The 21,450-nt window shown below is 58.6% G+C and carries 19 protein-coding genes; 12 read left to right on the top strand and 7 right to left on the bottom strand.

The genetic code is table 11. The annotated features are described in order from the left end of the window. Positions 1 to 4 precede the first annotated feature (4 nt). The gene (gene fdnG / locus B3X29_RS06350) at positions 5 to 3,052 is read right to left on the bottom strand and encodes a formate dehydrogenase-N subunit alpha (protein WP_156654502.1); all 3,048 of its coding nucleotides are present in this window, start codon (positions 3,050 to 3,052) and stop codon (positions 5 to 7) included. Positions 3,053 to 3,273: 221 nt separating this feature from the next. On the opposite strand from fdnG, the gene yddG reads away from it, so the two are divergent. Further along, on the top strand, positions 3,274 to 4,161 hold the full coding sequence (yddG, locus tag B3X29_RS06345; protein WP_103179630.1) for an aromatic amino acid DMT transporter YddG: 888 nt from the start codon (positions 3,274 to 3,276) through the stop codon (positions 4,159 to 4,161). A gap of 42 nt (positions 4,162 to 4,203) precedes the next feature. Here the strand turns inward: yddG and B3X29_RS06340 are convergent, their stop codons facing one another. Then, positions 4,204 to 5,136 (bottom strand): LysR substrate-binding domain-containing protein, encoded by a 933-nt coding sequence (locus B3X29_RS06340; protein WP_159338873.1) that lies wholly within the window; start codon positions 5,134 to 5,136, stop codon positions 4,204 to 4,206. 171 nt (positions 5,137 to 5,307) lie between these two features. Between B3X29_RS06340 and B3X29_RS06335 the strand changes: the two genes are divergently transcribed. From B3X29_RS06335 to B3X29_RS06305, 7 genes are read left to right on the top strand one after another with little or no spacing between them, the layout of a single operon-like run. Beyond that, positions 5,308 to 6,258, top strand: coding sequence for a branched-chain amino acid ABC transporter permease (locus B3X29_RS06335; RefSeq protein WP_290513015.1), 951 nt, complete (start codon positions 5,308 to 5,310; stop codon positions 6,256 to 6,258). A gap of 9 nt (positions 6,259 to 6,267) precedes the next feature. Then, entirely contained in the window at positions 6,268 to 7,374 is a 1,107-nt protein-coding gene (locus B3X29_RS06330) for a branched-chain amino acid ABC transporter permease (RefSeq protein WP_159338869.1), read from the top strand. Then, positions 7,371 to 8,138, top strand: a complete 768-nt coding sequence (locus B3X29_RS06325) for an ABC transporter ATP-binding protein (RefSeq protein WP_159338867.1) — start codon at positions 7,371 to 7,373, stop codon at positions 8,136 to 8,138. Before B3X29_RS06330 ends, B3X29_RS06325 begins: the two co-directional genes overlap by 4 nt. Continuing rightward, positions 8,131 to 8,850 (top strand): ABC transporter ATP-binding protein, encoded by a 720-nt coding sequence (locus tag B3X29_RS06320; protein WP_159338865.1) that lies wholly within the window; start codon positions 8,131 to 8,133, stop codon positions 8,848 to 8,850. Before B3X29_RS06325 ends, B3X29_RS06320 begins: the two co-directional genes overlap by 8 nt. A gap of 27 nt (positions 8,851 to 8,877) precedes the next feature. Further along, positions 8,878 to 10,035: a branched-chain amino acid ABC transporter substrate-binding protein gene (locus tag B3X29_RS06315; protein WP_159338863.1), complete on the top strand. Its 1,158-nt coding sequence runs from the start codon at positions 8,878 to 8,880 to the stop codon at positions 10,033 to 10,035. A 17-nt stretch (positions 10,036 to 10,052) separates the two neighbouring features. Beyond that, positions 10,053 to 10,535: an L-2-amino-thiazoline-4-carboxylic acid hydrolase gene (locus B3X29_RS06310; protein ID WP_103179637.1), complete on the top strand. Its 483-nt coding sequence runs from the start codon at positions 10,053 to 10,055 to the stop codon at positions 10,533 to 10,535. After that, positions 10,532 to 11,758 (top strand): Zn-dependent hydrolase, encoded by a 1,227-nt coding sequence (locus tag B3X29_RS06305; RefSeq protein WP_159338861.1) that lies wholly within the window; start codon positions 10,532 to 10,534, stop codon positions 11,756 to 11,758. The genes B3X29_RS06310 and B3X29_RS06305 overlap by 4 nt, the downstream gene beginning before the upstream one ends. A gap of 75 nt (positions 11,759 to 11,833) precedes the next feature. On the opposite strand, the gene B3X29_RS06300 is transcribed toward B3X29_RS06305, so the two are convergent. From B3X29_RS06300 to B3X29_RS06285, 4 genes are read right to left on the bottom strand one after another with little or no spacing between them, the layout of a single operon-like run. After that, positions 11,834 to 12,655, bottom strand: coding sequence for an ABC transporter permease (locus tag B3X29_RS06300; RefSeq protein ID WP_103179639.1), 822 nt, complete (start codon positions 12,653 to 12,655; stop codon positions 11,834 to 11,836). Further along, entirely contained in the window at positions 12,655 to 13,482 is an 828-nt protein-coding gene (locus B3X29_RS06295; protein ID WP_103179640.1) for an ABC transporter permease, read from the bottom strand. The genes B3X29_RS06300 and B3X29_RS06295 overlap by 1 nt, the downstream gene beginning before the upstream one ends. Positions 13,483 to 13,535: 53 nt before the next feature. Next, positions 13,536 to 14,681, bottom strand: coding sequence for an extracellular solute-binding protein (locus B3X29_RS06290; RefSeq protein WP_159338859.1), 1,146 nt, complete (start codon positions 14,679 to 14,681; stop codon positions 13,536 to 13,538). Positions 14,682 to 14,715: 34 nt separating this feature from the next. Beyond that, positions 14,716 to 15,699 (bottom strand): ABC transporter ATP-binding protein, encoded by a 984-nt coding sequence (locus B3X29_RS06285; protein WP_103179642.1) that lies wholly within the window; start codon positions 15,697 to 15,699, stop codon positions 14,716 to 14,718. Positions 15,700 to 15,849: 150 nt separating this feature from the next. Between B3X29_RS06285 and B3X29_RS06280 the strand changes: the two genes are divergently transcribed. Next, positions 15,850 to 16,608 carry an MBL fold metallo-hydrolase gene (locus B3X29_RS06280; protein WP_159338857.1) on the top strand — a complete coding sequence of 253 codons (759 nt, stop codon included), beginning with the start codon at positions 15,850 to 15,852 and terminating at the stop codon, positions 16,606 to 16,608. Then, complete coding sequence (locus B3X29_RS06275; protein ID WP_159338855.1) at positions 16,605 to 17,633, top strand: LacI family DNA-binding transcriptional regulator; 1,029 nt, start codon at positions 16,605 to 16,607, stop codon at positions 17,631 to 17,633. Before B3X29_RS06280 ends, B3X29_RS06275 begins: the two co-directional genes overlap by 4 nt. Here the strand turns inward: B3X29_RS06275 and B3X29_RS06270 are convergent. After that, positions 17,630 to 19,123, bottom strand: coding sequence for an MFS transporter (locus tag B3X29_RS06270; protein WP_103179645.1), 1,494 nt, complete (start codon positions 19,121 to 19,123; stop codon positions 17,630 to 17,632). The genes B3X29_RS06275 and B3X29_RS06270 overlap by 4 nt on opposite strands. A gap of 115 nt (positions 19,124 to 19,238) precedes the next feature. Here B3X29_RS06270 and B3X29_RS06265 point away from each other — a divergent pair, with 115 nt between their 5' ends. Both B3X29_RS06265 and B3X29_RS06260 read left to right on the top strand, forming a co-directional pair. Beyond that, complete coding sequence (locus B3X29_RS06265; RefSeq protein ID WP_159338853.1) at positions 19,239 to 19,814, top strand: TetR family transcriptional regulator; 576 nt, start codon at positions 19,239 to 19,241, stop codon at positions 19,812 to 19,814. A gap of 197 nt (positions 19,815 to 20,011) precedes the next feature. Further along, the gene (locus tag B3X29_RS06260) at positions 20,012 to 21,403 is read left to right on the top strand and encodes a NarK family nitrate/nitrite MFS transporter (RefSeq protein ID WP_103179647.1); all 1,392 of its coding nucleotides are present in this window, start codon (positions 20,012 to 20,014) and stop codon (positions 21,401 to 21,403) included. Positions 21,404 to 21,450: the final 47 nt, after the last annotated feature.

The raw sequence follows: 21,450 nt of genomic DNA, 5'->3' as shown, positions 1-21,450 counted from the left end.
CTCCTTATGCTTTCTCGATGTTGACCAGGAACGCCTTGTACTCTGGCGTTTGCGAGTTGGAATCCCCCACCGATGGCGTCAGGGTGTTGGCGATATAGCCTTTCTGCGCCACCCCTTCAAAGCCCCAGTGCAGCGGAATACCCACGGTTTCCACCTGCTGACCGTGAACGTTCAGGGCCTGCAGACGACGGGTGACCACCGCCACGGCGCGAATGAACCCGCGCTGGCTGCTGACCTTAACGCGATCGCCGTTGGCAATCCCTTTGGCCTTCGCCAGGGTTTCGCTGATCTCCACAAACTGCTCCGGCTGGGCGATGGCGTTCAGTCGCGCATGCTTGGTCCAGGTGTGGAAATGCTCGGTCAGGCGATAGGTTGTGCCGACGTACGGGAACTTGTCTTTCTTGCCCATGCGCACAACATCTTCCTGATAGACACGCACCACCGGACTGGAGACCACGTTCGGGTGCAGCGGGTTGGTGCCGAGCGGCGTTTCCATCGGTTCGTAGTGTTCCGGGAATGGCCCTTCCGCCAGCTTGTCGATGGCAAACAGACGTCCCAGCCCCTCCGGCTGCATGATAAACGGCCCGGTGTTGCTGCCCGGCGCGGCGGTGTTGAAGTCCGGAATATCGTTCCCGGTCCACTTCGTGCCGTTCCACTGGATCAGCATCCGTTTTGGATCCCACGGCTTGCCGTTAATGTCCGCCGAGGCGCGGTTATAGAGCACGCGACGGTTAAGCGGCCACGCCCAGGCCCAGCCCAGCGTATTGCCCAGCCCAGACGGATCGGCGTTATCGCGGTTAGCCATCTGGTTGCCCTGCTCGGTCCAGCTGCCGGTATAGATCCAGCACGACGATGCCGTGGTGCCGTCATCACGTAGATGAGCAAAGCTGCTCAGCAGCTGGCCTTTCTTCGCAATCAGCACGCCATTGGCATCATAGAGATCCGCCAGTGCAACGCCGTTGTTCTCTTTCGCCACCTCTTCCGATTCCGGGTGATCCGGCTGTTTGTAGTGCCAGTTCATCCGTAGCAGCGGCTCAACGCCCTTCCCGCCTTCGGTGCGGTACATCTCACGCAGGCGATGGTAAATCCCGGCCAGAATTTCACCGTCGTTACGCGCTTCACCCGGCGCATCCTGCCCCTTCCAGTGCCACTGTAACCAGCGCCCGGAGTTGGCGATGGAGCCGTCTTCTTCTGCAAAACAGGTAGACGGCAGGCGGAACACCTCGGTCTGAATCGACGCGGTATCCACATCGTTCATCTCGCCGTGGTTCTGCCAGAAGTTCGAGGTCTCGGTCACCAGCGGATCGATCACCACCATGTACTTCAGCTTGCTGAGGCTGGCGACAATCTTGTTTTTGTCCGGGAACGACGCCACCGGGTTGAAGCCCTGGCAGATGTACCCCGTGACGTCGCCCTTCGCCATCATGTTGAAATACTTGATGACGTCGTAAGCCTGGTCCCATTTTGGCAGCCAGTTAAAGCCCCAGTCGTTCTCCTCCTGCGCCGCATCGCCGTAGAACGATTTCATCAGGCTGACGAAGAACTTCGGATAGTTGCTCCAGTAGTTCACCTGGTCCGGCAGGGTCGCTTTTGGGGTGTTCGCCGTCAGATAGGTTTGCAGATCGGTCTGTTTTTCCGACGGCAGGGTCAGATAACCCGGCAGACTGGTGGAGAGCAGCCCCAGATCGGTGAGCCCCTGAATGTTAGAGTGACCGCGTAATGCGTTTACGCCGCCTCCGGCCATGCCCATGTTGCCGAGCAGCAGCTGGATCATCGCCATGGTACGGATGTTCTGCGCCCCGACGGTATGCTGCGTCCAGCCCAGCGCGTAGAGGAATGTGGTGGTTCTGTCCGCAGCACTGGTGGAGGCCAGCACTTCACACACTTTCAGGAAGTCCGCTTTCGGCGTACCGCAGATGTTCTCCACCACCTCCGGCGTATAGCGGGAGACGTGCTGCTTCAGCAGGTTCCACACGCAGCGCGGATCGGTCAGGGTTTCATCGCGCTTCGCATAGCCGTTTTCATCGAACTGATAGTTCCAGGAGGATTTGTCGTACTGGCGTTTTTCGGCGTCATAGCCGCTGAACAGCCCGTCTTCAAAGGCAAAGTCTTCCCGCACCAGCAGATTAGCGTTGGTGTAGTGCTTAACGTACTCGGCGTTAATTTTGTTGTTTTCGATCAGGTACAGCAGCACGCCGGAGAGGAACGTAATGTCCGTACCGGAGCGGATCGGCGCATAGATATCGGCCACCGATGCCGTCCGCGTAAAGCGCGGATCGACGACGATCAGCGTCGCATCGTTGTTATTTTTCGCTTCCATCGCCCAGCGGAAACCCACCGGATGGGCTTCGGCGGCGTTACCGCCCATCACCACCACGACGTTAGCGTTTTTGATATCAACCCAGTGGTTGGTCATCGCACCGCGACCAAATGTTGGAGCAAGACTTGCTACCGTTGGTCCGTGTCAGACGCGCGCCTGGTTGTCTACCGCCAGCATGCCGAGTGAGCGCACAAATTTTTGCGTCAGCATGCCGGTTTCATTGCTCGCCGCCGAGGCGCAGAGCATCCCGGTGGAGAGCCAGCGGTTGACCGTTACACCCTGTTCGTTCGTCTCAACGAAGTTGGCGTCGCGGTCGGCTTTCATCAATTTTGCAATGCGGGTGAAAGCCTCATCCCAGGAGATGCGCTGCCATTTATTGGAGCCCGGCGCGCGGTATTCCGGGTAACGCAGACGGTTGTCGCTGTGAACATAGTCCAGCAGACCTGCCCCTTTCGGGCAGAGTGCCCCGCGGCTGACCGGATGATCCGCATCGCCTTCAATATGATAAATCGACGCTTTAGCGTTCTTCGCGCCATCACCCAGGCTATACATCAATAGCCCGCATCCCACGGAGCAGTATGTGCAGGTGTTGCGGATCTCTTTGGCGCGCAGCAACTTATAGTTGCGCGCCTGAGCCAGCGCCATTTTGGGGGCAAACCCCAGAGCGGCTACTGTTGTCCCGGCCATACCGCCCGCGCAGATTTTAAAAAACTGTCTGCGACTGACGTCCATCGTTGTCCTCGTTAGATCATTGAGAAATCCGGCAGAAAACTAACAGCAAAGCCCCTGTTTTTTTTGCGGCAAATCAATATCGCCGATCTTCGCCCTCTTAATAGTCAGCGCTGGCGGCTTTTGCTAATGCTAAAGGGTTACTTCGGCACAGATAAATTCGCGGAAGGTACTGAAACAGTGCTATAAATTTGCCCCTTAAATTGATAGCCGGTGGAAATGCGATGGAGAGAAAAAAAGCCACCCTGGTCGGTCTGGCCGCGATCGTGCTCTGGAGCACGATGGTGGGTCTGATTAGGGGCGTTAGCGAGGGATTAGGTCCGGTTGGGGGCGCGGCGGCAATCTATACGCTAAGCGGTTTACTCTGTCTGGTAACGGTGGGTTTCCCCAGGCTGCGACGTTTCTCGCCCCGCTATCTCATTGCCGGCAGCGTACTGTTTGTCAGCTATGAAATCTGTCTTGCCCTCTCGTTAGGCTATGCCGCCACTCGCCACCAGGCGATTGAGGTGGGGATGGTGAATTATCTCTGGCCGAGCCTGACCATTCTGTTCGCCATCCTGTTCAACGGCCAGAAAACCACCCTATGGGTGATCCCGGGCCTGATCATCGCCCTGCTGGGGGTAAGCTGGGTATTAGGCGGCGAAAATGGGCTGAACCCAACGGATATCGCCCGTAACATCACCTCCAACCCGCTAAGTTACGGCCTGGCGTTCGTTGGCGCTTTCATCTGGGCAGCCTACTGCACCGTGACCAGTAAATACGCCAACGGCCAGAACGGGATCACCCTGTTTGTATTGCTCACCGCCCTGACCCTGTGGCTGAAATATGCTTTCAGCCCGCAGCCGGAGATGGTGTTTAGCGTGCCGGTGGTGATCAAACTTTTGATGTGCGGCGTGGCGCTGGGGTTTGGCTACGCGTCGTGGAATATCGGTATCTTGCACGGCAACGTAACGCTGCTGGCGGCAGCATCCTATTTCACCCCGGTACTGTCAGCGGCACTGGCAGCGGTGCTGCTGAATGCGCCGCTGTCGTTCAGCTTCTGGCAGGGAGCGATGATGGTGTGCGCCGGATCGCTATTGTGCTGGTACGCCACCCGGGCACGTAGGGAGTGAGTTTTGTAGGCCGGGTAAGGCGAAGCCGCCACCCGGCGAAGACTATTCCTGCCCAGCCGCCCGCCGCAACCAGCTCTGCAACAACTTCCCGTCCTGACTCATCTCTCCATCCTGACGCACGCACAGGTAGTAATCCCGGCCATCGTCGATAGGGAGATCGAAGATCTTCACCAGCTCACCGCTCTCCAGATAGGGCGCAATCAACGGTTCGCGCATCAACGCGCAGCCCAACCCTGCCTGCACGCCCGCCAGGGTTAACAGCCCGTCTTCAAACATCGGGCCACTGCGCCGCAGCGGGCGTTTCACCCCCTGCTGGATAAACCACTGCTGCCAGGTGGCGCGCTCTTCATCATGCAACAGCGGCATCTGTAATAGCTGTTCGGGAGTATCAATATGCCCGTGAAGGCGCAAAAATGCCCGGCTACAGACTGGCACCATCTGCCCGGAGATCAGCTTTTCACTCTGGTAGCCCGCCCACTGGCCGTTGCCGAAGCGGATGGACATATCCGACGCGTCACTCAGGTAGTTGCGGTGGTTGGCGTAGACCACGTTGATCTCGGTCTGTGGGTTAGCGCGCATAAACCCGGGCAGACGCGGGATAAACCACCCCATGCCGAAAAGCGGGATCAGGCTGATGGTCACCTGGCGGGTCTGCACCTGCTCCAGCAGATGCCCGGTGGCCTGGCGCAGCACGTTAAAGGCCGCGCGGATGGAACGGTAATAATCCCGCCCCTGCTGGCTCAGGATCAGCCCGCGCCCCTGACGCTCGGTGAGCGGCATCTGTAAGTATCCTTCCAGCACTTTCAGCTGGTGACTCACCGCCGAGGGCGATATGTCCAGCTCCTGAGCCGCCTGCGTCACGCTTCCCAGCCGCGCTATCGCCTCGAAGGCCCGCACCGCCCGCAGCGGCGGATCGTTCGCCAGTCGGCTCTCGGCAAAGGCCGACAACGCCAGGGATTGTTCTGTTTTATTCATATATTGATCTGTTATGGATAATCCGGTTAATCAGCCATTTATCATCATCATTAAAATCAATCAGATAAAGCAAGCTCCAAAAATCATAAGAAAGAATATATGTGTATTTCACAATTTAATTCAATTATTAGATGTTAGCCGCTGAAAAGAGCAATTTGTCGGGTAACAACGTTGGACACACTCATACAACAACTGATCAACGGCGTGATGCTGGGCAGCATCTACGCGCTGATCGCGCTGGGCTATACCATGGTGTATGGCATTTTGCGCATTATTAACTTCGCCCATGGCGATATTTTGATGGTCGGCGCGCTGACCACTCTGTCGGCGCTGAATCTCCTGACCGGCTATTTCCCCGCCATGCCGCAGCTGTTACAGCTCGGCTTTGCGCTGCTGAGCGCCATGACGGTCTGCGCCCTGCTGGCGATGTCCGTTGAGCGCTTTGCCTACCGCCGCCTGCGAAATGCGCCGCGGCTGGCACCACTGATCTCCGGGATTGGCGTATCGGTGCTGCTGCAAACCGTGGCGATGATTATCTGGTCGCGTAATCCGCTGATGTTCCCGCAGATCCTGCCGATGGACCCGATTGCTATCACGGCGGGCAGCGAGGCGCATCCCCCGGCGATTGTCACGGTCACCGGCATCGTCACCGTGGCGCTGGCACTGATCGTCATGACCGGCCTGTGGCTGCTGGTGGAGTATACCCGCCTTGGCCGGGGTATGCGGGCGGTGGCTGAAAACCCACGCATCGCCACCCTGATGGGCGTTAATCCGAACGCCATCATCACTCTGACCTTTGCCATCGGCGGCGTTTTTGCCGCACTCGCCGGGGTGATGATGGCCAGCAATTACGGCAACGCCAGCTTCTCGATGGGCTTCCTGCCCGGCATTAAAGCCTTTACCGCGGCGGTGCTCGGCGGCATCGGCAACATTCGCGGAGCGATGATTGGCGGGATCCTGCTCGGGATTATCGAAGCGCTGGGCGCCGGTTATCTCGGCGAACTGACTCACGGCGTGTTCGGCAGTAACTACCAGGACGTATTCGCCTTTATCGTTCTGATTCTGGTGCTGGTCTTCCGTCCGGCTGGTCTGTTGGGCGAGCGCGTGGCGCACAGAGCGTAAGGAGAAATCATGACTGCCATTGAAATCAAAACCCCGGCGGCCAGCGGTAAATTCTGGTCCGGCATGACCCTCTTCGTGCTGGCCCTCCTGCTTGCGCCGGTTGTGGCTACCCAGCTGGGCGGCAACTACTGGGTGCGGGTGATCGACTTCGCCCTGCTCTACATCATGCTGGCGCTGGGGCTGAATATCGTCGTCGGCTACACCGGCCTGCTGGATATGGGCTTTATCGCCTTCTATGCCGTTGGCGCCTATCTGGCGGCGCTTATGGCGTCACCGCATCTGGCAGAGGTGTTCCCGATCCTCAACCTCTGGTTCCCGGACGGGCTGCACACCTCGTACCTGCTGATTATCCCGATTGCGGCGCTGGTCGCGGCCGTGTGCGGCATTCTGCTGGGTGCCCCGACGTTGAAGCTGCGCGGGGATTACCTGGCGATTGTGACCCTCGGCTTCGGGGAGATCATCCGCATTCTGATGCGTAACCTCGACCGCCCGGTGAACATCACCAACGGCGCGAAAGGCATTACCGGCGTTGATACCCTCAACCTGTTCGGTCTGAAGTTCAGCGGCGTTTATCACTGGTTCGGCGTCAAAGTGCCTGCCCTGTGGCTCTGGTACTACCTGCTGATGCTGGTGATTGTCGGGATCATTTTTGTCTGCCTTCGCCTGCAACACTCACGTATTGGCCGGGCGTGGCACGCTATCCGTGAAGACGAAGATGTCGCCCGGGCAATGGGTATCAACGTGCGCAACTTTAAGCTGCTGGCCTTTGCCATGGGTGCCTCCTTTGGCGGTGTGGCCGGAGCGCTGTTCGGCGCCTTCCAGGGCTTTGTCTCGCCGGAATCCTTCACCCTGCAGGAGTCCATAGCCGTACTGGCGATGGTGGTGCTGGGTGGGATGGGCCATATCCCGGGGGTGATCCTCGGCGCGGTACTGCTCACCGCCCTGCCGGAGCTGCTGCGCAGCCAGGCGGCCCCGGTGCAGCAGGCGCTGTTTGGTTCGGTACTGATTGACCCGGAGATCCTGCGTCAGCTGTTTTATGGCCTGGCGCTGGTGCTGGTGATGCTGGTTCGACCGTCGGGCATCTGGCCGAAGCGCCACAAGGAGGTAAAAGCATGAGCCTGTTAACCGTGCGCAACATGACCAAACGCTTTGGCGGCCTTACCGCCGTGGACAACGTCTCGCTGTCGATTAACAAGGGCGAGATCTACGGCCTGATTGGCCCCAACGGCGCGGGCAAAACCACCTGCTTTAACCTCATCACCGGCCTGTATCCCGCTGACAGCGGTGAGTTCGCCATTGCCGATAAGCCCTACTTCCCGAACCAGATCGAGAAGGTCACTGCCGCGGGCATCGCCCGTACCTTCCAGAACGTGCGTCTGTTTAACGAGATGTCGGTGCTGGAGAACGTGATGGTGGGTCGCCACGTGCGCACCCACAACGGACTCTGGGCGGCATTGAGCCGTCACAAACGCGCCCGGGCAGAAGAAGCTCAGACCCTCGAGCAGGCCTGGCACTGGCTGGCCTACACCGGCATTGCGAAGTTTGCCCACTACCGCGCCTGCGATCTGGCTTACGGCCATCAGCGGCGGCTGGAGATCGCCCGCGCGCTGGCGACCGATCCGCTGCTGCTGGCGCTGGATGAACCCGCCGCCGGGATGAACGCGGCGGAAAAAGTGGCGCTGGGTGAGCTGCTGACCCGTATTCGTGACGACGGCAAAACCCTGCTAATGATTGAACACGACGTCAAGCTGGTGATGGGGATTTGCGATCGGCTCACGGTGCTGGATTACGGCAAAACGCTGGCCAGCGGTACCCCTGACAGCGTGCGTCGCGACCCGGCGGTGATCGCCGCCTGGCTAGGAGGCAATGCCCATGTCTGAATTACTGAAAGTGGAACGTCTGGACGTGCATTACGGTGGTATCCAGGCAGTACGGGATGTCTCCTTTAGCCTGGGTGAAGGCGAACAAGCCACGCTCATTGGGGCTAACGGCGCAGGCAAAAGTTCCACCGTGCGGGCCATCACCGGACTGGAGCGTTTTGGCGGCAACATCGAATTTAATGGCAAACCGATCCGCAAACAGAAAGCCGAAGCGCTGCTGCGCGACGGGCTGGTGATGGTTCCGGAAGGCCGGGGCATCTTCGCCCGCATGACGGTGCTGGAAAACCTGCAGATGGGCGCCTGGCTCCGCCGTGACACTGTCACCGTCCGGCAGGAGATGAACGCGATTTTCGAACGTTTCCCGCGTCTGGGCGAACGCCAGCACCAGCTGGCCGGACTGCTCTCAGGCGGGGAACAGCAGCTCTTAGCCCTGAACCGCGCCCTGCTCAGCCGCCCGCGCCTGCTGATCCTCGACGAACCCTCGATGGGCCTGGCGCCCAAAATGGTCGAGAACATTTTCGCCGTCATCGCCGGACTGCGCGAGCGCGGCGTGGCGTTGTTGCTGATCGAGCAAAACGCCCGGCTGGCGCTGGAGGTGACCGATCGGGCCTGGGTGATGGACAGCGGCAGCATCGTTCATCACGGCGAGTCCAGGGCGATGCTCGACGACGACCAGATTGCACAGATTTATTTGGGCGAAATGCCCGCTTAACACACTAACCAATATCAGGGAACAATAATGAAAACCATTAAAATCAGCGCGCTCAGCGCGGCCATTGTGCTCAGCGGATTTGCCTCTACCGGCGCCTGGGCCGCCGACAGCGAAATCGTGGTGATCGGCCTGGCGGGTCCGCTGACCGGCCCGTCTGCCCGTATCGGTAAAGATCTGGAGAATGGCGCGCAGCTGGCGATTGACGATATCAACAAACAGCACCCGACCATCGGCGGCAAGGCGGTGACTTTTAAGCTGCAGTCGGAAGATGACCAGTCGGATCCGCGCACCGCCGTGGCTGTGGCTCAGCGTCTGGTGGATACCGGCGTGGCAAGCGTAGTCGGCCACTGGAACACCGGCACCAGCATCCCGGCGGCCCGCGTCTATCACGATGCCGGTATCGCTCAGGTGGCCCCCGTTGCTACCGGTCATGCCTATACCAGACAGGGGTTCGACACCAGCTTCCGCGTGATGGGCCACGACGATGACGGCGGCCAGTTTGCCGGACAGTACGCGGTAAATACCCTTAAAGCCAAACGCATCGCGGTCATCGACGATCGTACCGCCTTTGGTCAGGGCCTGGCGGATGAGTTTATAAAATCGCTGGAAGCCCAGGGCGTGAAGATTGTTGACCGTCAGTACGTGGACGACAAAACCGTCGACTTTAGCGCCGTACTGACCGCCATTCGCAGTAAGAACGCCGATCTGATCTTCTTCGGCGGCGTGGACAGCCAGGCGGCACCGCTGGCACGTCGTATCAAACAGCTGGGTATGAAGACGACCCTGATGGGCGCTGGCGGCTTTGTCAGCCAGACCTTCCTGCAGCTGGCGCAGAAAGAGGGTGAAGGCGTTGTCGCGCTGGAGCCGGGCCTGCCGGTGGATCAGATGCCGGGCGGCAAGACCTTCGAGCAGGCATACCAGTCCCGCTACCACACCCATATTGAACTGCATGCCCCGTTCGCCTATGACGCCACCCGCGTACTGGTTGCCGCGATGGAAAAAGCCGACTCGGTTGATCCGGCAGAGTACCTGCCTGCCCTGCGCGCCATCAGCTACTCCGGCGTCACCGGGCAGATCGCCTTTGACGATCAGGGCAACCTGAAGGCCCCGTCCTTCACCGTCTATAAAGTGGTCGATGGCAAATGGCAGCCGCAGACCGTGCTCGGCGGCGCAAAAGCTAAGTAACGCAGTGAGGCAATGTGATGAGTGATAATAATGAGCTGGGCATTCTTGCCCGCCGCAAAATTGAAGCAGAAATTATTAAACCAATTTATGAAATCCTGGTGCGTGAGATCGGCAAGTCCCGCGCCCAGGCGGTGATTGGCGAGGCCATTGAGCAGGCCGCCATTAATGCGGGCAAAGAATTTGCCCGCAAGGAGCCAAACGGCGCGGACGTGAAGAGCTTTATTGCTCTGCAGTATCTGTGGGAGAAGGATAACGCTCTCGACGTGAAGGTGATCGACGCCGACGACCAGCAGTACAACTACAACGTGACCCGCTGCCGCTATGCCGAGATGTATCACGAGATGGGCCTCGGCGAGATCGGCCATCTGCTGTCGTGCGCCCGGGATGAGAAATTCATCGTCGGCTACGCGCCGGACGTGGAGCTGACCCGCACCACCACCATTATGCAGGGCGGCGCATGCTGCGACTTCCGCTACCGCAGCACGAAGGACAAAGCATGATCCGCGTTAATGCAGACCGTTTGTGGTCTACGCTCGAGACGATGGCGCAGATCGGCGGCACCCCCGCCGGCGGGGTGACCCGCCTGGCGCTAAGCGAGGAAGACCGTATTGCCCGCAACCTGCTGCGCGAGTGGGCACTGGAGGCCGGTTTTAGCTGCGAAGTGGACAGCATGGGCAACATGTTTATCCGCCGCGCCGGTAAAAACCCGGCGCTTCCCCCGGTGATGACTGGTTCCCACGTGGATTCCCAGCCGCTCGGCGGCAACTATGACGGGATCTACGGCGTGTTGGCCGGGCTGGAGCTGCTGCGCACCCTGAACGATCGTCAGGTAGAAACCGAGCGCGATATTGTGCTGGTGAACTGGACCAACGAAGAAGGCGCGCGCTTTGCCCCGGCGATGCTCGCCTCCGGGGTCTGGGCGGGTCAACTTTCCGAAGCCTTTGCTTACGCCAGGATGGACAGCAAACAGATCACCGTTCGCGACGCCCTTGAGGCCATCGGCTATCGTGGCCCCCGCCCTGCCCGCGCCTTCCCGATCCACGCCTGCTATGAGCTGCATATCGAACAGGGGCCTATTCTGGAAGACGAAGCCATCGATATCGGCCTGGTGCGTGCGGCGATGGGCCAGCGCTGGTTTACCCTTACTCTCGACGGGTTTGCCGCACATGCGGGCACCACGCCAATGCACAGCCGCCGCGATGCGTTGACCGCTTTTGCGGAGCTGGCGCTGAAGGTGGAGGCGATCGGTTATCAACATGCCCCGGACGGGCGTGCCACCATCGGCATGGTGAACGTAACCCCGAATTCACGTAACGTGGTCCCGTCCCGGGTGGTGTGCAGCGTAGAATTCCGCCATCCGCTCAGCGAGGCGCTGGAGGCGATGGAAACCGCGCTGCATCAGGCGGCTGCAGGTCTTTCGGCGCGTGGCGTGAGCGCCAGCGTCGAGCGCATCTTCGACTATGCACCGATCGCCTTTGATGAAACCTGTCTTGTCCGAACGGAACAGGCTGTGGCCGCGCTGGGCTATTCATCAAAATCGATGGTATCCGGCGCCGGGCACGATACCTGTTACGTCAGCAAAATCGCGCCTGCCAGCATGATCTTTATCCCCTGCGTGAAGGGCATTAGCCATAACGAAGCGGAAAAGATTCATCCGGAATGGTCAGAAAAAGGGGCCAATGTGTTGCTGCATAGCGTGTTGAGTGCGGCGCAGGAGTCATAAACAGGCACTTTCCCCGGCCAACGGCCGGGGAACCATTAATCGAAAACGCTTACAGTATGTTGTAACTAATTGCGGTTATTTCCCCAGCTTCGACAGCATCTCAGGGCGCATAAATTTATGGATCACCAACATAAAGATCACCGACGGCACCAGCAGAATCAGCGCCGTAATGGAGGACATCTGATAATTTCCCGACATGCTGGCGGTATAGAGCAGTATTGGCAGCGTGTTGATCTCCGGCGCGCCGACAAAGAACGTGGCGGTAAACTCATCCAGCGACTCAAGAAAGACAAAGATACTGGCGGCAATCAACCCGGGGGCGGCCTGCGGCAGGATGATATGGAAAAAGGTGTAGACCGGCCCGGCGCCCAGATTGCGTGACGCCCGCGCCAGCAGCGGATCGAGCGCCGAGAACGCCGCGACGCTTATCCAGATGGAGTACATCAGCCCGTGCACGCTGTGCACCAGCACTACCCCGGCAATCGTCCCGTTCAACCCCCACTGGTAGAAGAGCCGCGCCACGTTCATATAGACCGTCAGGTTCGGGAAAGCCTGCGGGATCAAAAACAGCAGCATAAAGAAGGCGCGGCACGGCATGGACCGGTGCGAAAGTGCGTACCCTGCCGGGATTGAAATCAGCAGACACACCACCACCGACAGAAGGGCTATCAGGACGCTGATGGACAACGAACCGGAGACGTCACTGTAAGGGCTAAAAACCTGCCCCCAGTACTTCAGCCCCCACTGACTGGGCAAGGTGTGCGGGAAAAACCAGCTCTCCGCCACCGTCCAGATCAGCAGGTTCAGCAGCGGGCCAAACAGCGCCAGCACCAGAAAGGTAAGCAGCAGGGTTTGTAGAATAAAGCTACCGCGAACTCTATTAAACAGCGTGTTCATCAGGGGTTTCCTTTTGCATTCAGGCTGTGGCGCAGATAGAACCAGGACATCGCGGCGCACATCAGGTACGAGATGACCCCCATCGCATTGGCAACCGGATAGTCGCCATACGAGTTGACGCGAAATGCCATATCAACGGTCATCATTGTTGGGGCGCCAGTGCCGATCATCAGAGGAACTGACAACACCGACATCATGGTGACCGTCGATAACACCATCGCGATGCCAATGGTCGGCAACACCTGGGGCAAAATAATGTCGAACAGGATACGCACCCGGGAGGCACCGAGGTTTTTCGCCGCCAGAATATGGGTAGACTCCACCGCCGCCATGGCGCCGCTAATCAGCAGCGTGGTAAAGGCCATCTGTTTCCAGACAAAGGTAATAATGATCCCGCTCCAGCCCAGCAGCGAGGTGGTCTCCATCGGCGTCATTACGCCGAGGGCAACCAGGGAATTGTTCATCAGGCCGTTTTTTGCCAGGAAGGTCCGCATCATCTGCGCGGCAACGATGAATGGGATAAACAGCGGCAGGCGGTATAAAAAGGCCAGCGCTTTAACGAGACGACGACAGGGCGAGAGCACAATCACGGCGGAAATAATGATGGAGAGCAGCGCCAGGATCGCCAGTGAAACCAGCACAATGATCAGGGTAAAGAGAATATCGTTCGAATAGAGGCTAAACACTTTTTCAAAGTGCGCCAGCGTCAAACCTGTTTCATGGGTAAAAGCCGAAATAAGCGAATAGCCCAGCGGCCAGAGAAAGAAGATGCCAATCATCAGCGTCGCCGGAAGAACCAGCAGGAAAGCGTTAAATGTCTGTCGCATGAATAATCACCGCTAAAGGTGCCTGGCAATATTCTGCCAGGCACGCCATACCCTCAGTTCGAAACCTGGCTCTCATAACCTTCTTTGATAGCGTCAAAGTAGGGTTTGAGAGGGAAACTTTTGCCGTTCTCCGCTAAGGTTTCTGGCGAAATTTCCGCGAACAGCTTCTGCCACGTCGCATCATCCAGCGCCCCCTTCACATATTTCGCGTCGATGCCCGGGTACCAGTTAAATTGCTTCACGATCCCCTCCGCCTGAATCTCCGGGCTGGTCGCCAGCTCGATAAACTCCTGCGCCAGTTTTGCCTGGGTGGCTTTGGCCGGGATGACGTAATACATTGGCTGCCCCGGCATACCGGGTGCGATTAAGGTAAGCTTGATGGACGGCGGCAGCTTGCCCTGATCTTTCCAGCTGTAGAACATATCCACCCATACCGGCCCCATAGCGATTTCGCCCCGGCTGAGCATATCCAGCGTGCCGGCATTGCCCGGGGTAAAGGTGACGTTTTTATTAAATGCTTTCAGCTTCGTCCAGGCCGGGCCCCACTCTTTTTCAACCCCTTTATCATACGGCAGCGCGGTAAGGCGCTCGGCTGGCGTGCCATAGGCGTAGATCCAGCCCACCACAAAGCTCACGCCTGACATACCGTTTTTGATGCCGTTATAGCCGAAGGCTTTGGGATTTTTTTCCGACCACTGCACCAGCTCGTCATAAGATTTCGGCGGAGTGGTGATGAGATCGCTGTTGTAAGCCATCGCCGTCTGGCTCAGGAACATAGGCATCACGTAGCCGTCAACGTTGACCCCCAGGGCGTTTTTAGCGTTCTCTGCGGTGGTCATGGTGCCGGTTTTCACCGCCTGGCGGTAATTCTCAAGCAGCCCTTTCTCTACCAGCTGGCCGCCTGCGGCCTGATGGACCACCGCCACATCTATATCCCAGCTTTTCGCGCTGCTCTGCGCCTGCGCCGTCAGCTTTTCAACGATCTTATTTGATCCGGCATCGCCGGGCCCGGTGCCGACCACCTGCACTTTTACTCCCGGATGGGTGGCTTCAAATTTCGGCCCCAGCCAGGTTTTGACGTAATCCACCATATTCTGGTCCCCGGCGGTGGCAACGTTAAGTACCGTTTCGGCATGCGCAGCGTGCAGGCAGCCCAGATAAAGTGCGGCAGTGATAGCCATTTTTGTTTTTACGGACATGATTGATCCCCAGAAAAGTGTGTGTCGGTTGGCATTACAAAGCAGGTTCAAAGGCATGGAGCGCAGCATCAGGCACATGCAGCACCACTGGCGAACGGTCAGGCCAGCATGTTGCTGAGTCTGCGAGTAAGATCTTTCCACCACAGCGCACGCTGTGCCGGTAGTGATGACCTAAGAAGGCACTCTCCTCAACAATCCCTTCGAGGGTTAATCCTCCCGGCGCGGACGGCAGTGCGGCATGCATGGCGATATCGGCGCTGCGAAAATAGAGCGTTCTCCCCTGCCCCTCATCAGGTGTGATGCAGTTATCCGCCCCCATAAAATCGGCGACAAAAGGCGTTGCCGGGCGGTGGTAAATTGCCTCCGGGGTGCCGATCTGTTCGATGCGACCGTTATTGAGCACGGCAATTCTGTCGGCCATCACCAGCGCTTCCTGCTGGTCGTGAGTGACGATCAGCGAGGTGAAGCCGAGTCTCTTTTGTAGCGCTTTGATCTCATGGCGCACATTGAGGCGCACTTTGGCATCCAGGTTCGACAGGGGCTCATCGAGCACCAGCACATCGGGTTCAATTGCCAGCGCCCGGGCCAGGGCAACCCGCTGACGCTGACCGCCAGAAAGGGCCGTTACCTTTATTTCCGCATAACCTTCGAGGTTAATTATTTTTAATAGCGCCTGCACCCGACGGGTTATTTCCTCTTTTTTAACGCGACGGACTTTTAATCCGTAACCGATATTTTGCGCGACCGTCAAATGCGGCCACAAGGCATAACTCTGAAACACCATGGTGATATTTCGCTGTTCCGGGGAGCTATGGGTGATATCCCGGCCATTAATCGCCACGGTACCGGAGTGCACGGGTAAAAAACCGCATAACGCATTGAGCAGTGTCGTCTTTCCGCAGCCAGAGGGGCCGAGAAGCGCGATCATCTCGCCCTTACCGACCGCCAGATGGATATCGTGAAGGACAATATTATTCCCGTAGGCAACTTTCAGTTTATCTATTTGCAAATAACTCACGCACGATCCCTTAATTCTTTCACGTCGCCGATGAACACGTGTTCATTTCTTTGTAAAAAAAACGCAACGTTCCAGCGCCATTATGTGCGCCTACTGTGTCGTCTGTTTGTGACAATTTGATTAAGTCCGCAAAAATTTTGGTGAGGCGAAATGAAAATAGATATTCTGGGTTGCGGCAGTGCTTTCTCCCTGCTGAATAATACGTCGGCAATCCGGGTCATCGATAACGCGGGCTATCAGCTGCTGATTGATTGCGGGCCAACCATTCCCCGCGCCTTATGGCAACGGGGACTGGACGTAAACGACATTGATGCCCTCTTTTTCACCCATATCCATCCGGATCACTGCACCGGGCTGACGGCGCTCCTTAACCACTGGAAAAGTTTTCAGCGAACGAAACCGCTGATTATCTGGTCACAGCCTGCCCACCGCCCGGCACTGCTTGAGCTGGCAAACCTCGCGAACTGGCCGGATACCGGGCTCTGCTTTGCTATCGACTGGCGCGACAGCACGCCGAAGTGGCGCTGGCGGAACTGGCTCCTGCGGACCGCCTTTACCCATCACGAAATCCCGAACCTGGCCCTGCGGATTGAGGCGCCGGGCGCCACCCTGTTTTACAGCGGCGATGGCCGCCCGACCCCGGAAAGTATTGCCCTGATGGCGGGAGCCGATCTGGCCTTTCAGGAGTGCGCCTCGGCAACAGCGCTGCCCGGCGATGCCTCGCATGGCGATTTCCCCGACTGCCTGGCGCTCTTTACCCGGCTCAAACTGCCTGCGCTGGGCCTCTATCATTGCCACGACAGCGCCCGCCCCATCCTGGCGCAGGCCTGTCAGCCCCACCCTGGTCTGTTCGTCAGCGAAGAGGGCATGACCTTCGAGCTGCCCCTTCGCCGGGGAGAAACGCTGTGAGCGACGCCCCTCGCAAGCAGGCGGTGACCGCCGAGGATGTGGCGAGAAGAGCGGGCGTTTCCCGCGCCGTGGTCTCCCGCGCCCTGAGCAGCAACGGCAGCATCTCCCCCGCCACCCGGGAAAAGGTATTACAAGCCGCCCGGGAGCTCGGCTATCAGGTGAATTTTCTCGCCCAGGGATTGAACCGCCAGCGGAGCCAACTGATTGGGGTGATCGTCGCCCGCATTGGCGATCCCTTTCGCAGCAGTCTGCTGGAGGGATTACTGCATGAGATCCAGCGGCGCGGCTACCAGGCTCTGGTGAGCGAGATCACCGGCGAGGAGGATCTGGTTAACACTCTGCGACGCTTCACCCAGTTTCGCGTCTCCGGGGTGATAGTCACCTCAGGCAGGCCGCCGGAAGCTATCGTGAATGAGTGCGTCAGCCAGCAGATCCCGGTGGTCGGTATCAACCGCCCTCCCGACATGCCGTGGGTGGATTTTATCTGCTCGGATAACCAGCGCGGCGCACAGCTGGCTGCCGAACAGCTCTGGCACTCCGGGTGCCGTCGCTTCGGCTGGCTTAATCACCCGGCCTCCACCTGGGCGGGCGTGATGCGGGGCGAGGCATTTGTCCATGCGCTGCAACAGCTGGGGGTCGACACCCTGCGCCAGCTCAGCTGGCTCGCCGCCCCGACGGAGGGTTACGATGGCGGGCTGGCCACAGCCCTGGATTATCAGGCCGAGCTGCCGGAGGGAATTTTCTGCGCCAATGCGCAGCTGGCCTGCGGGTTTCTGGATGGGATGCGCCAGCGGGGCAAATCGGCCCCGCATGATTTTCATCTGATTGGCTTCGATAACACGCCGCAAAGCGGTCAGTTAAGCTATCAACTGACTACGCTGCATCAGGATGTCGCCGGGATCGCGCGCCGCGCCCTGACGCGGCTGCTGGCGCGGGCGCAAAACCCGCACCAGCCTTCGCAGGTGGAGTGGGTGAAGGTGGAGCTGGTTTACCGGCTCACCTCCCCCCGGCCCGAAGGGGCTTAGCCCCCGTCGCGCGGTACCTTCGCCAGGCTAAACCAGATCCCGACGGCCAGCAGCAGCAGCATCCCGCCTGCGCTGCCCAGCGCCACGCTGTGCGAGGTGATAAAGGCTGTTTTCGCTGCCTCAATCACCGATTCAGCAAGGGCTGGCGGCAGATCTTGCGCGACCTTCACCGCCTCGCCGATGGAGGAGGACGCGTGATCCGCCAGGCTGGCATTCAGCCCCTGGGGCAATTCAATAGACGCCGAGAAGCTGCGGGTCAGGAGCAGGCCAAAGATCGCGATCCCCAGCCCGGCCCCCAGCTCATAGGACATGGTTTCAATCGCCCCGGCAGCGGCGGCTTTCTCTTTTGGCGCGGCGGCCATAATGGCCGAGGTCGAGGCCAGCAGCGCGCTGGCGGCGCTAAACCCCAACAGCACCATCAGGCTCCAGGCCTGCCACTGCTGGGTGCTGAAGTCGAGCATCGACAGGCCAATGAAGCTGAGCGCACTCAGGCCCATGCCGCCGGTCGCCACGATCCGCAGCCCCAGACGCCCGACCAGCACCCCGGCGATCGGCCCGCTGAATCCACTGGCGACCATTACCGGCAGCATAAACATGCCCGCGTCAAAGGGGGTGAAGCCGTGGACAAACTGCAGCTCCTGGGCCATCAGCAGCTCAAAGCCCACCAGGGCGATCATCGCCGTCATCGCCATCACCACCCCGCTTAAAATAATTCGATGGCCGAACAGCCGCAGGTCGATCATCGGCGTGCGGGCGCGAAGCTGAATGCGGATAAATGCCAATAGCATCATTGCCCCGGTCAGCAGTGTCCCCGCCACCAACCACGGCGATATCGCCCCTTTAAGCGCGGTTTTGGCGCTGTAGACCAGCAGCAAAATCGCCACAATCAGCATCAGGGCATGGGTGATGTTAAGCGGCTGCTCGGGTCGGCCCTGCTGGGCGGGCACAAAACGCGCCGCCAGGGAGACCACCAGCAGCACGATGGGAACGTTGATTAAAAACACCGCGCCCCAGTAGAAGTGCGCCAGTAATATGCCGCCAATCAGCGGGCCGAAGGCCGCCCCGCCAGATCCCACCGCCGCCCAGACGCCGAGGGCAATATTGCGCTGGCGCGCATCGGCAAAGAGCGTGCGGATCCCGGCGAGGGTGGCGGGAATGATCATCGCCGCCCCGATGGCCAGCAGCGCCCGCGCCGCAATCAACCACCCGGCGGAGGGCGCAAACGCCGCCGCCAGCGACGAGAGGCCGAACAGGCTACTGCCCAGGATCAGCAGGCGTTTAAAACCGATACGATCCCCGAGCGCCCCCATCGGCAGCACCATCCCGGCCATCACCAGCGAGTAGATATCAATGATCCACAGCAGTTCATTGCCGCTGGCATCCAGGGTCATACTCAGCGTCGGGGCGGCAACGTGCAGCACCGTGGCGTCAATTGCGACCGGGATATAAACGAGCACAATAATCACTAACGCTACCCACTGACGAATCATAATTTTCCTTATTTGACCAAAACTGGACACATGTCCAGATTGCGATCCTACGGAAAGTTGAACGCATGTCCAGCTTTTTGTTACACTCGTGATCCCCCAGTTGAGAGTGAAAAAAATGAGCTATCTGAGCAAGGATGAACGGCGGGAAGCGATCCTGCAGGCGGCCATGCGCGTGGCGCTGAGCGAAGGCTTTACGGCGATGACCGTCAGGCGGATCGCGACCGAGGCACAGGTGGCGACCGGCCAGGTCCACCACCACTTTTCCTCCGCAGGCGAACTTAAGGCGCAGGCTTTTATCCGCCTGATCCGCACCCTGCTGGATGCCGACGTGGTGGCAGAAAACGCCAGCTGGCGCGAACGCCTGCATTCCATGCTCGGCAGCGACGACCGCAGTTTTGAGCCCTATATTCGCCTGTGGCGCGAGGCGCAGCTGTTAGCCATCCGGGACGAGGAAATAAAAGGCGCTTACGTATTAACTATGGAGATGTGGCATCAGGAGACGGTGGCGATTATTCGCGCCGGGGCAGAAGCGCAAGCCTTTACGTTAAAAGATCGGCCCGAAAATATTGCCTGGCGCTTAATAGGCCTGGTTTGCGGCCTGGACAGCTTTTACGTGTTATCCATGCCGGAGATGGATGAGACCGCATTTAATCAGCATCTGGAAAAATTAATCACCCTCGAACTCTATTAATGATTAATTTCGTTTAACTGTTACGATTTGTAACACATTAAGCGAGCCCACTTCTCCCCTCCCAGGGCAGTAGCTCGCTTTTTTTTATCTATTCTTTTCAGAAGACTCCCAAAAACTTCCTACAACCTTCATCAAAATTTCAGACTTCTGTCTGATTGTACTTCTCTTTCTGCCGTTCGGATAAGCAAGAGGATAATATGTCGCAACAAACTGAGAAGAATAATCATTATCTTTTAAGTAACTGGAAACCGGAAAATCCTGCTTTTTGGGAAAATAAAGGCAAGCCGATTGCGCGACGAAATTTGGTTATCTCCGTGGCCTGTTTGCTACTGGCATTCTGCGTCTGGATGTTATTTAGCGCGGTGGCGGTCAATCTGAATAAGGTCGGTTTTAATTTCACCACCGACCAGCTCTTTATGTTAACTGCCCTGCCATCTCTCTCCGGCGCAATATTACGGGTTCCCTACTCCTTTATGGTGCCTATATTCGGTGGCCGTTACTGGACGGTATTAAGTACCGTCATTCTGATTATTCCCTGCGTCTGGCTGGGTATTGCGGTGCAAAATACTGCTACCCCCTATTCGGTATTTATTATTATCGCCCTGCTGTGCGGCTTTGCCGGCGCCAACTTCGCCTCCAGCATGGGCAACATCAGCTTTTTCTTCCCCAAATCGAAACAGGGCAGCGCGCTGGGTATTAACGGCGGGCTGGGCAACCTCGGCGTCAGCGTGATGCAGATGGTGGCCCCGGTGGTGATCTTCCTGCCGATGTTTACCTTTCTCGGGGTACATGGCGTGCCGCAGGAGGATGGCTCGTCCCTGTTTCTGGCGAACGCCGCCTGGATCTGGGCCCCGCTGCTGCTGCTGGCAACCGTTGCTGCCTTTTTTGGCATGAACGATATCGCCAGTTCGAAGGCGACCATCGCCAGCCAGCTGCCGGTGCTCAAGCGTCTCCATCTGTGGCTGTTGAGCCTGCTCTATCTGGCGACCTTCGGCTCGTTTATCGGCTTTTCTGCGGGCTTCGCCATGCTGTCGAAAACCCAGTTCCCGGACGTTAACATCCTGCATCTGGCCTTCTTCGGCCCGCTGATTGGCGCGCTGGCCCGCTCCGCTGGCGGGGTGATCTCCGACAAGCTCGGCGGCGTGCGCGTCACGCTGGTGAACTTCATCTTTATGGCAGTGTTTACCGCCCTGCTCTTCCTTACCCTTCCAGGCTCCGGTTCTGGCAGCTTTACCGCCTTCTATCTGGTGTTTATGGGGCTGTTCCTTACCGCCGGGCTCGGCAGCGGCTCGACCTTCCAGATGATCGCTGTCATCTTCCGGCAAATCACCGTCTATAGAGTGAAACTGCGCGGCGGCACGGAAGAACAGGCGCAGAAAGAGGCTGTTACCGACACCGCGGCCGCGCTGGGCTTTATCTCGGCCATTGGTGCCGTGGGCGGCTTCTTCATTCCCAAAGCCTTTGGCACCTCGCTGGCGTTAACCGGCTCCCCGGTGGGGGCGATGAAGGTCTTCCTGGTGTTCTACATCGTCTGCGTGTTCGTCACCTGGCTGGTGTATGGCCGTCGGCAAAAGCACGTCAAATCATAACGATATTCAATATTTTGTGAGCAGTGTAACCCCGGGGTGGTGCGTCG

Origin of the sequence: Leclercia sp. UBA5076 (assembly GCF_002416465.1) — a bacterium.
Taxonomy (GTDB): domain Bacteria; phylum Pseudomonadota; class Gammaproteobacteria; order Enterobacterales; family Enterobacteriaceae; genus Enterobacter.
The sequence above is the reverse complement of the archived record's forward strand: the minus strand, read 5'-3'. Positions and strand labels throughout refer to the sequence as shown.

Excerpts from the sequence above, each read along its gene's own strand:
- yddG (WP_103179630.1), top strand. The coding sequence starts at position 3,274 with ATGGAGAGAAAAAAAGCCACCCTGGTCGGTCTGGCCGCGATCGTGCTC.
- B3X29_RS06340 (WP_159338873.1), bottom strand. The coding sequence starts at position 5,136 with ATGAATAAAACAGAACAATCCCTGGCGTTGTCGGCCTTTGCCGAGAGC.
- B3X29_RS06330 (WP_159338869.1), top strand. The coding sequence starts at position 6,268 with ATGACTGCCATTGAAATCAAAACCCCGGCGGCCAGCGGTAAATTCTGG.
- B3X29_RS06325 (WP_159338867.1), top strand. The coding sequence starts at position 7,371 with ATGAGCCTGTTAACCGTGCGCAACATGACCAAACGCTTTGGCGGCCTT.
- B3X29_RS06320 (WP_159338865.1), top strand. The coding sequence starts at position 8,131 with ATGTCTGAATTACTGAAAGTGGAACGTCTGGACGTGCATTACGGTGGT.
- B3X29_RS06315 (WP_159338863.1), top strand. The coding sequence starts at position 8,878 with ATGAAAACCATTAAAATCAGCGCGCTCAGCGCGGCCATTGTGCTCAGC.
- B3X29_RS06310 (WP_103179637.1), top strand. The coding sequence starts at position 10,053 with ATGAGTGATAATAATGAGCTGGGCATTCTTGCCCGCCGCAAAATTGAA.
- B3X29_RS06305 (WP_159338861.1), top strand. The coding sequence starts at position 10,532 with ATGATCCGCGTTAATGCAGACCGTTTGTGGTCTACGCTCGAGACGATG.
- B3X29_RS06300 (WP_103179639.1), bottom strand. The coding sequence starts at position 12,655 with ATGAACACGCTGTTTAATAGAGTTCGCGGTAGCTTTATTCTACAAACC.
- B3X29_RS06295 (WP_103179640.1), bottom strand. The coding sequence starts at position 13,482 with ATGCGACAGACATTTAACGCTTTCCTGCTGGTTCTTCCGGCGACGCTG.
- B3X29_RS06290 (WP_159338859.1), bottom strand. The coding sequence starts at position 14,681 with ATGTCCGTAAAAACAAAAATGGCTATCACTGCCGCACTTTATCTGGGC.
- B3X29_RS06280 (WP_159338857.1), top strand. The coding sequence starts at position 15,850 with ATGAAAATAGATATTCTGGGTTGCGGCAGTGCTTTCTCCCTGCTGAAT.
- B3X29_RS06270 (WP_103179645.1), bottom strand. The coding sequence starts at position 19,123 with ATGATTCGTCAGTGGGTAGCGTTAGTGATTATTGTGCTCGTTTATATC.
- B3X29_RS06265 (WP_159338853.1), top strand. The coding sequence starts at position 19,239 with ATGAGCTATCTGAGCAAGGATGAACGGCGGGAAGCGATCCTGCAGGCG.
- B3X29_RS06260 (WP_103179647.1), top strand. The coding sequence starts at position 20,012 with ATGTCGCAACAAACTGAGAAGAATAATCATTATCTTTTAAGTAACTGG.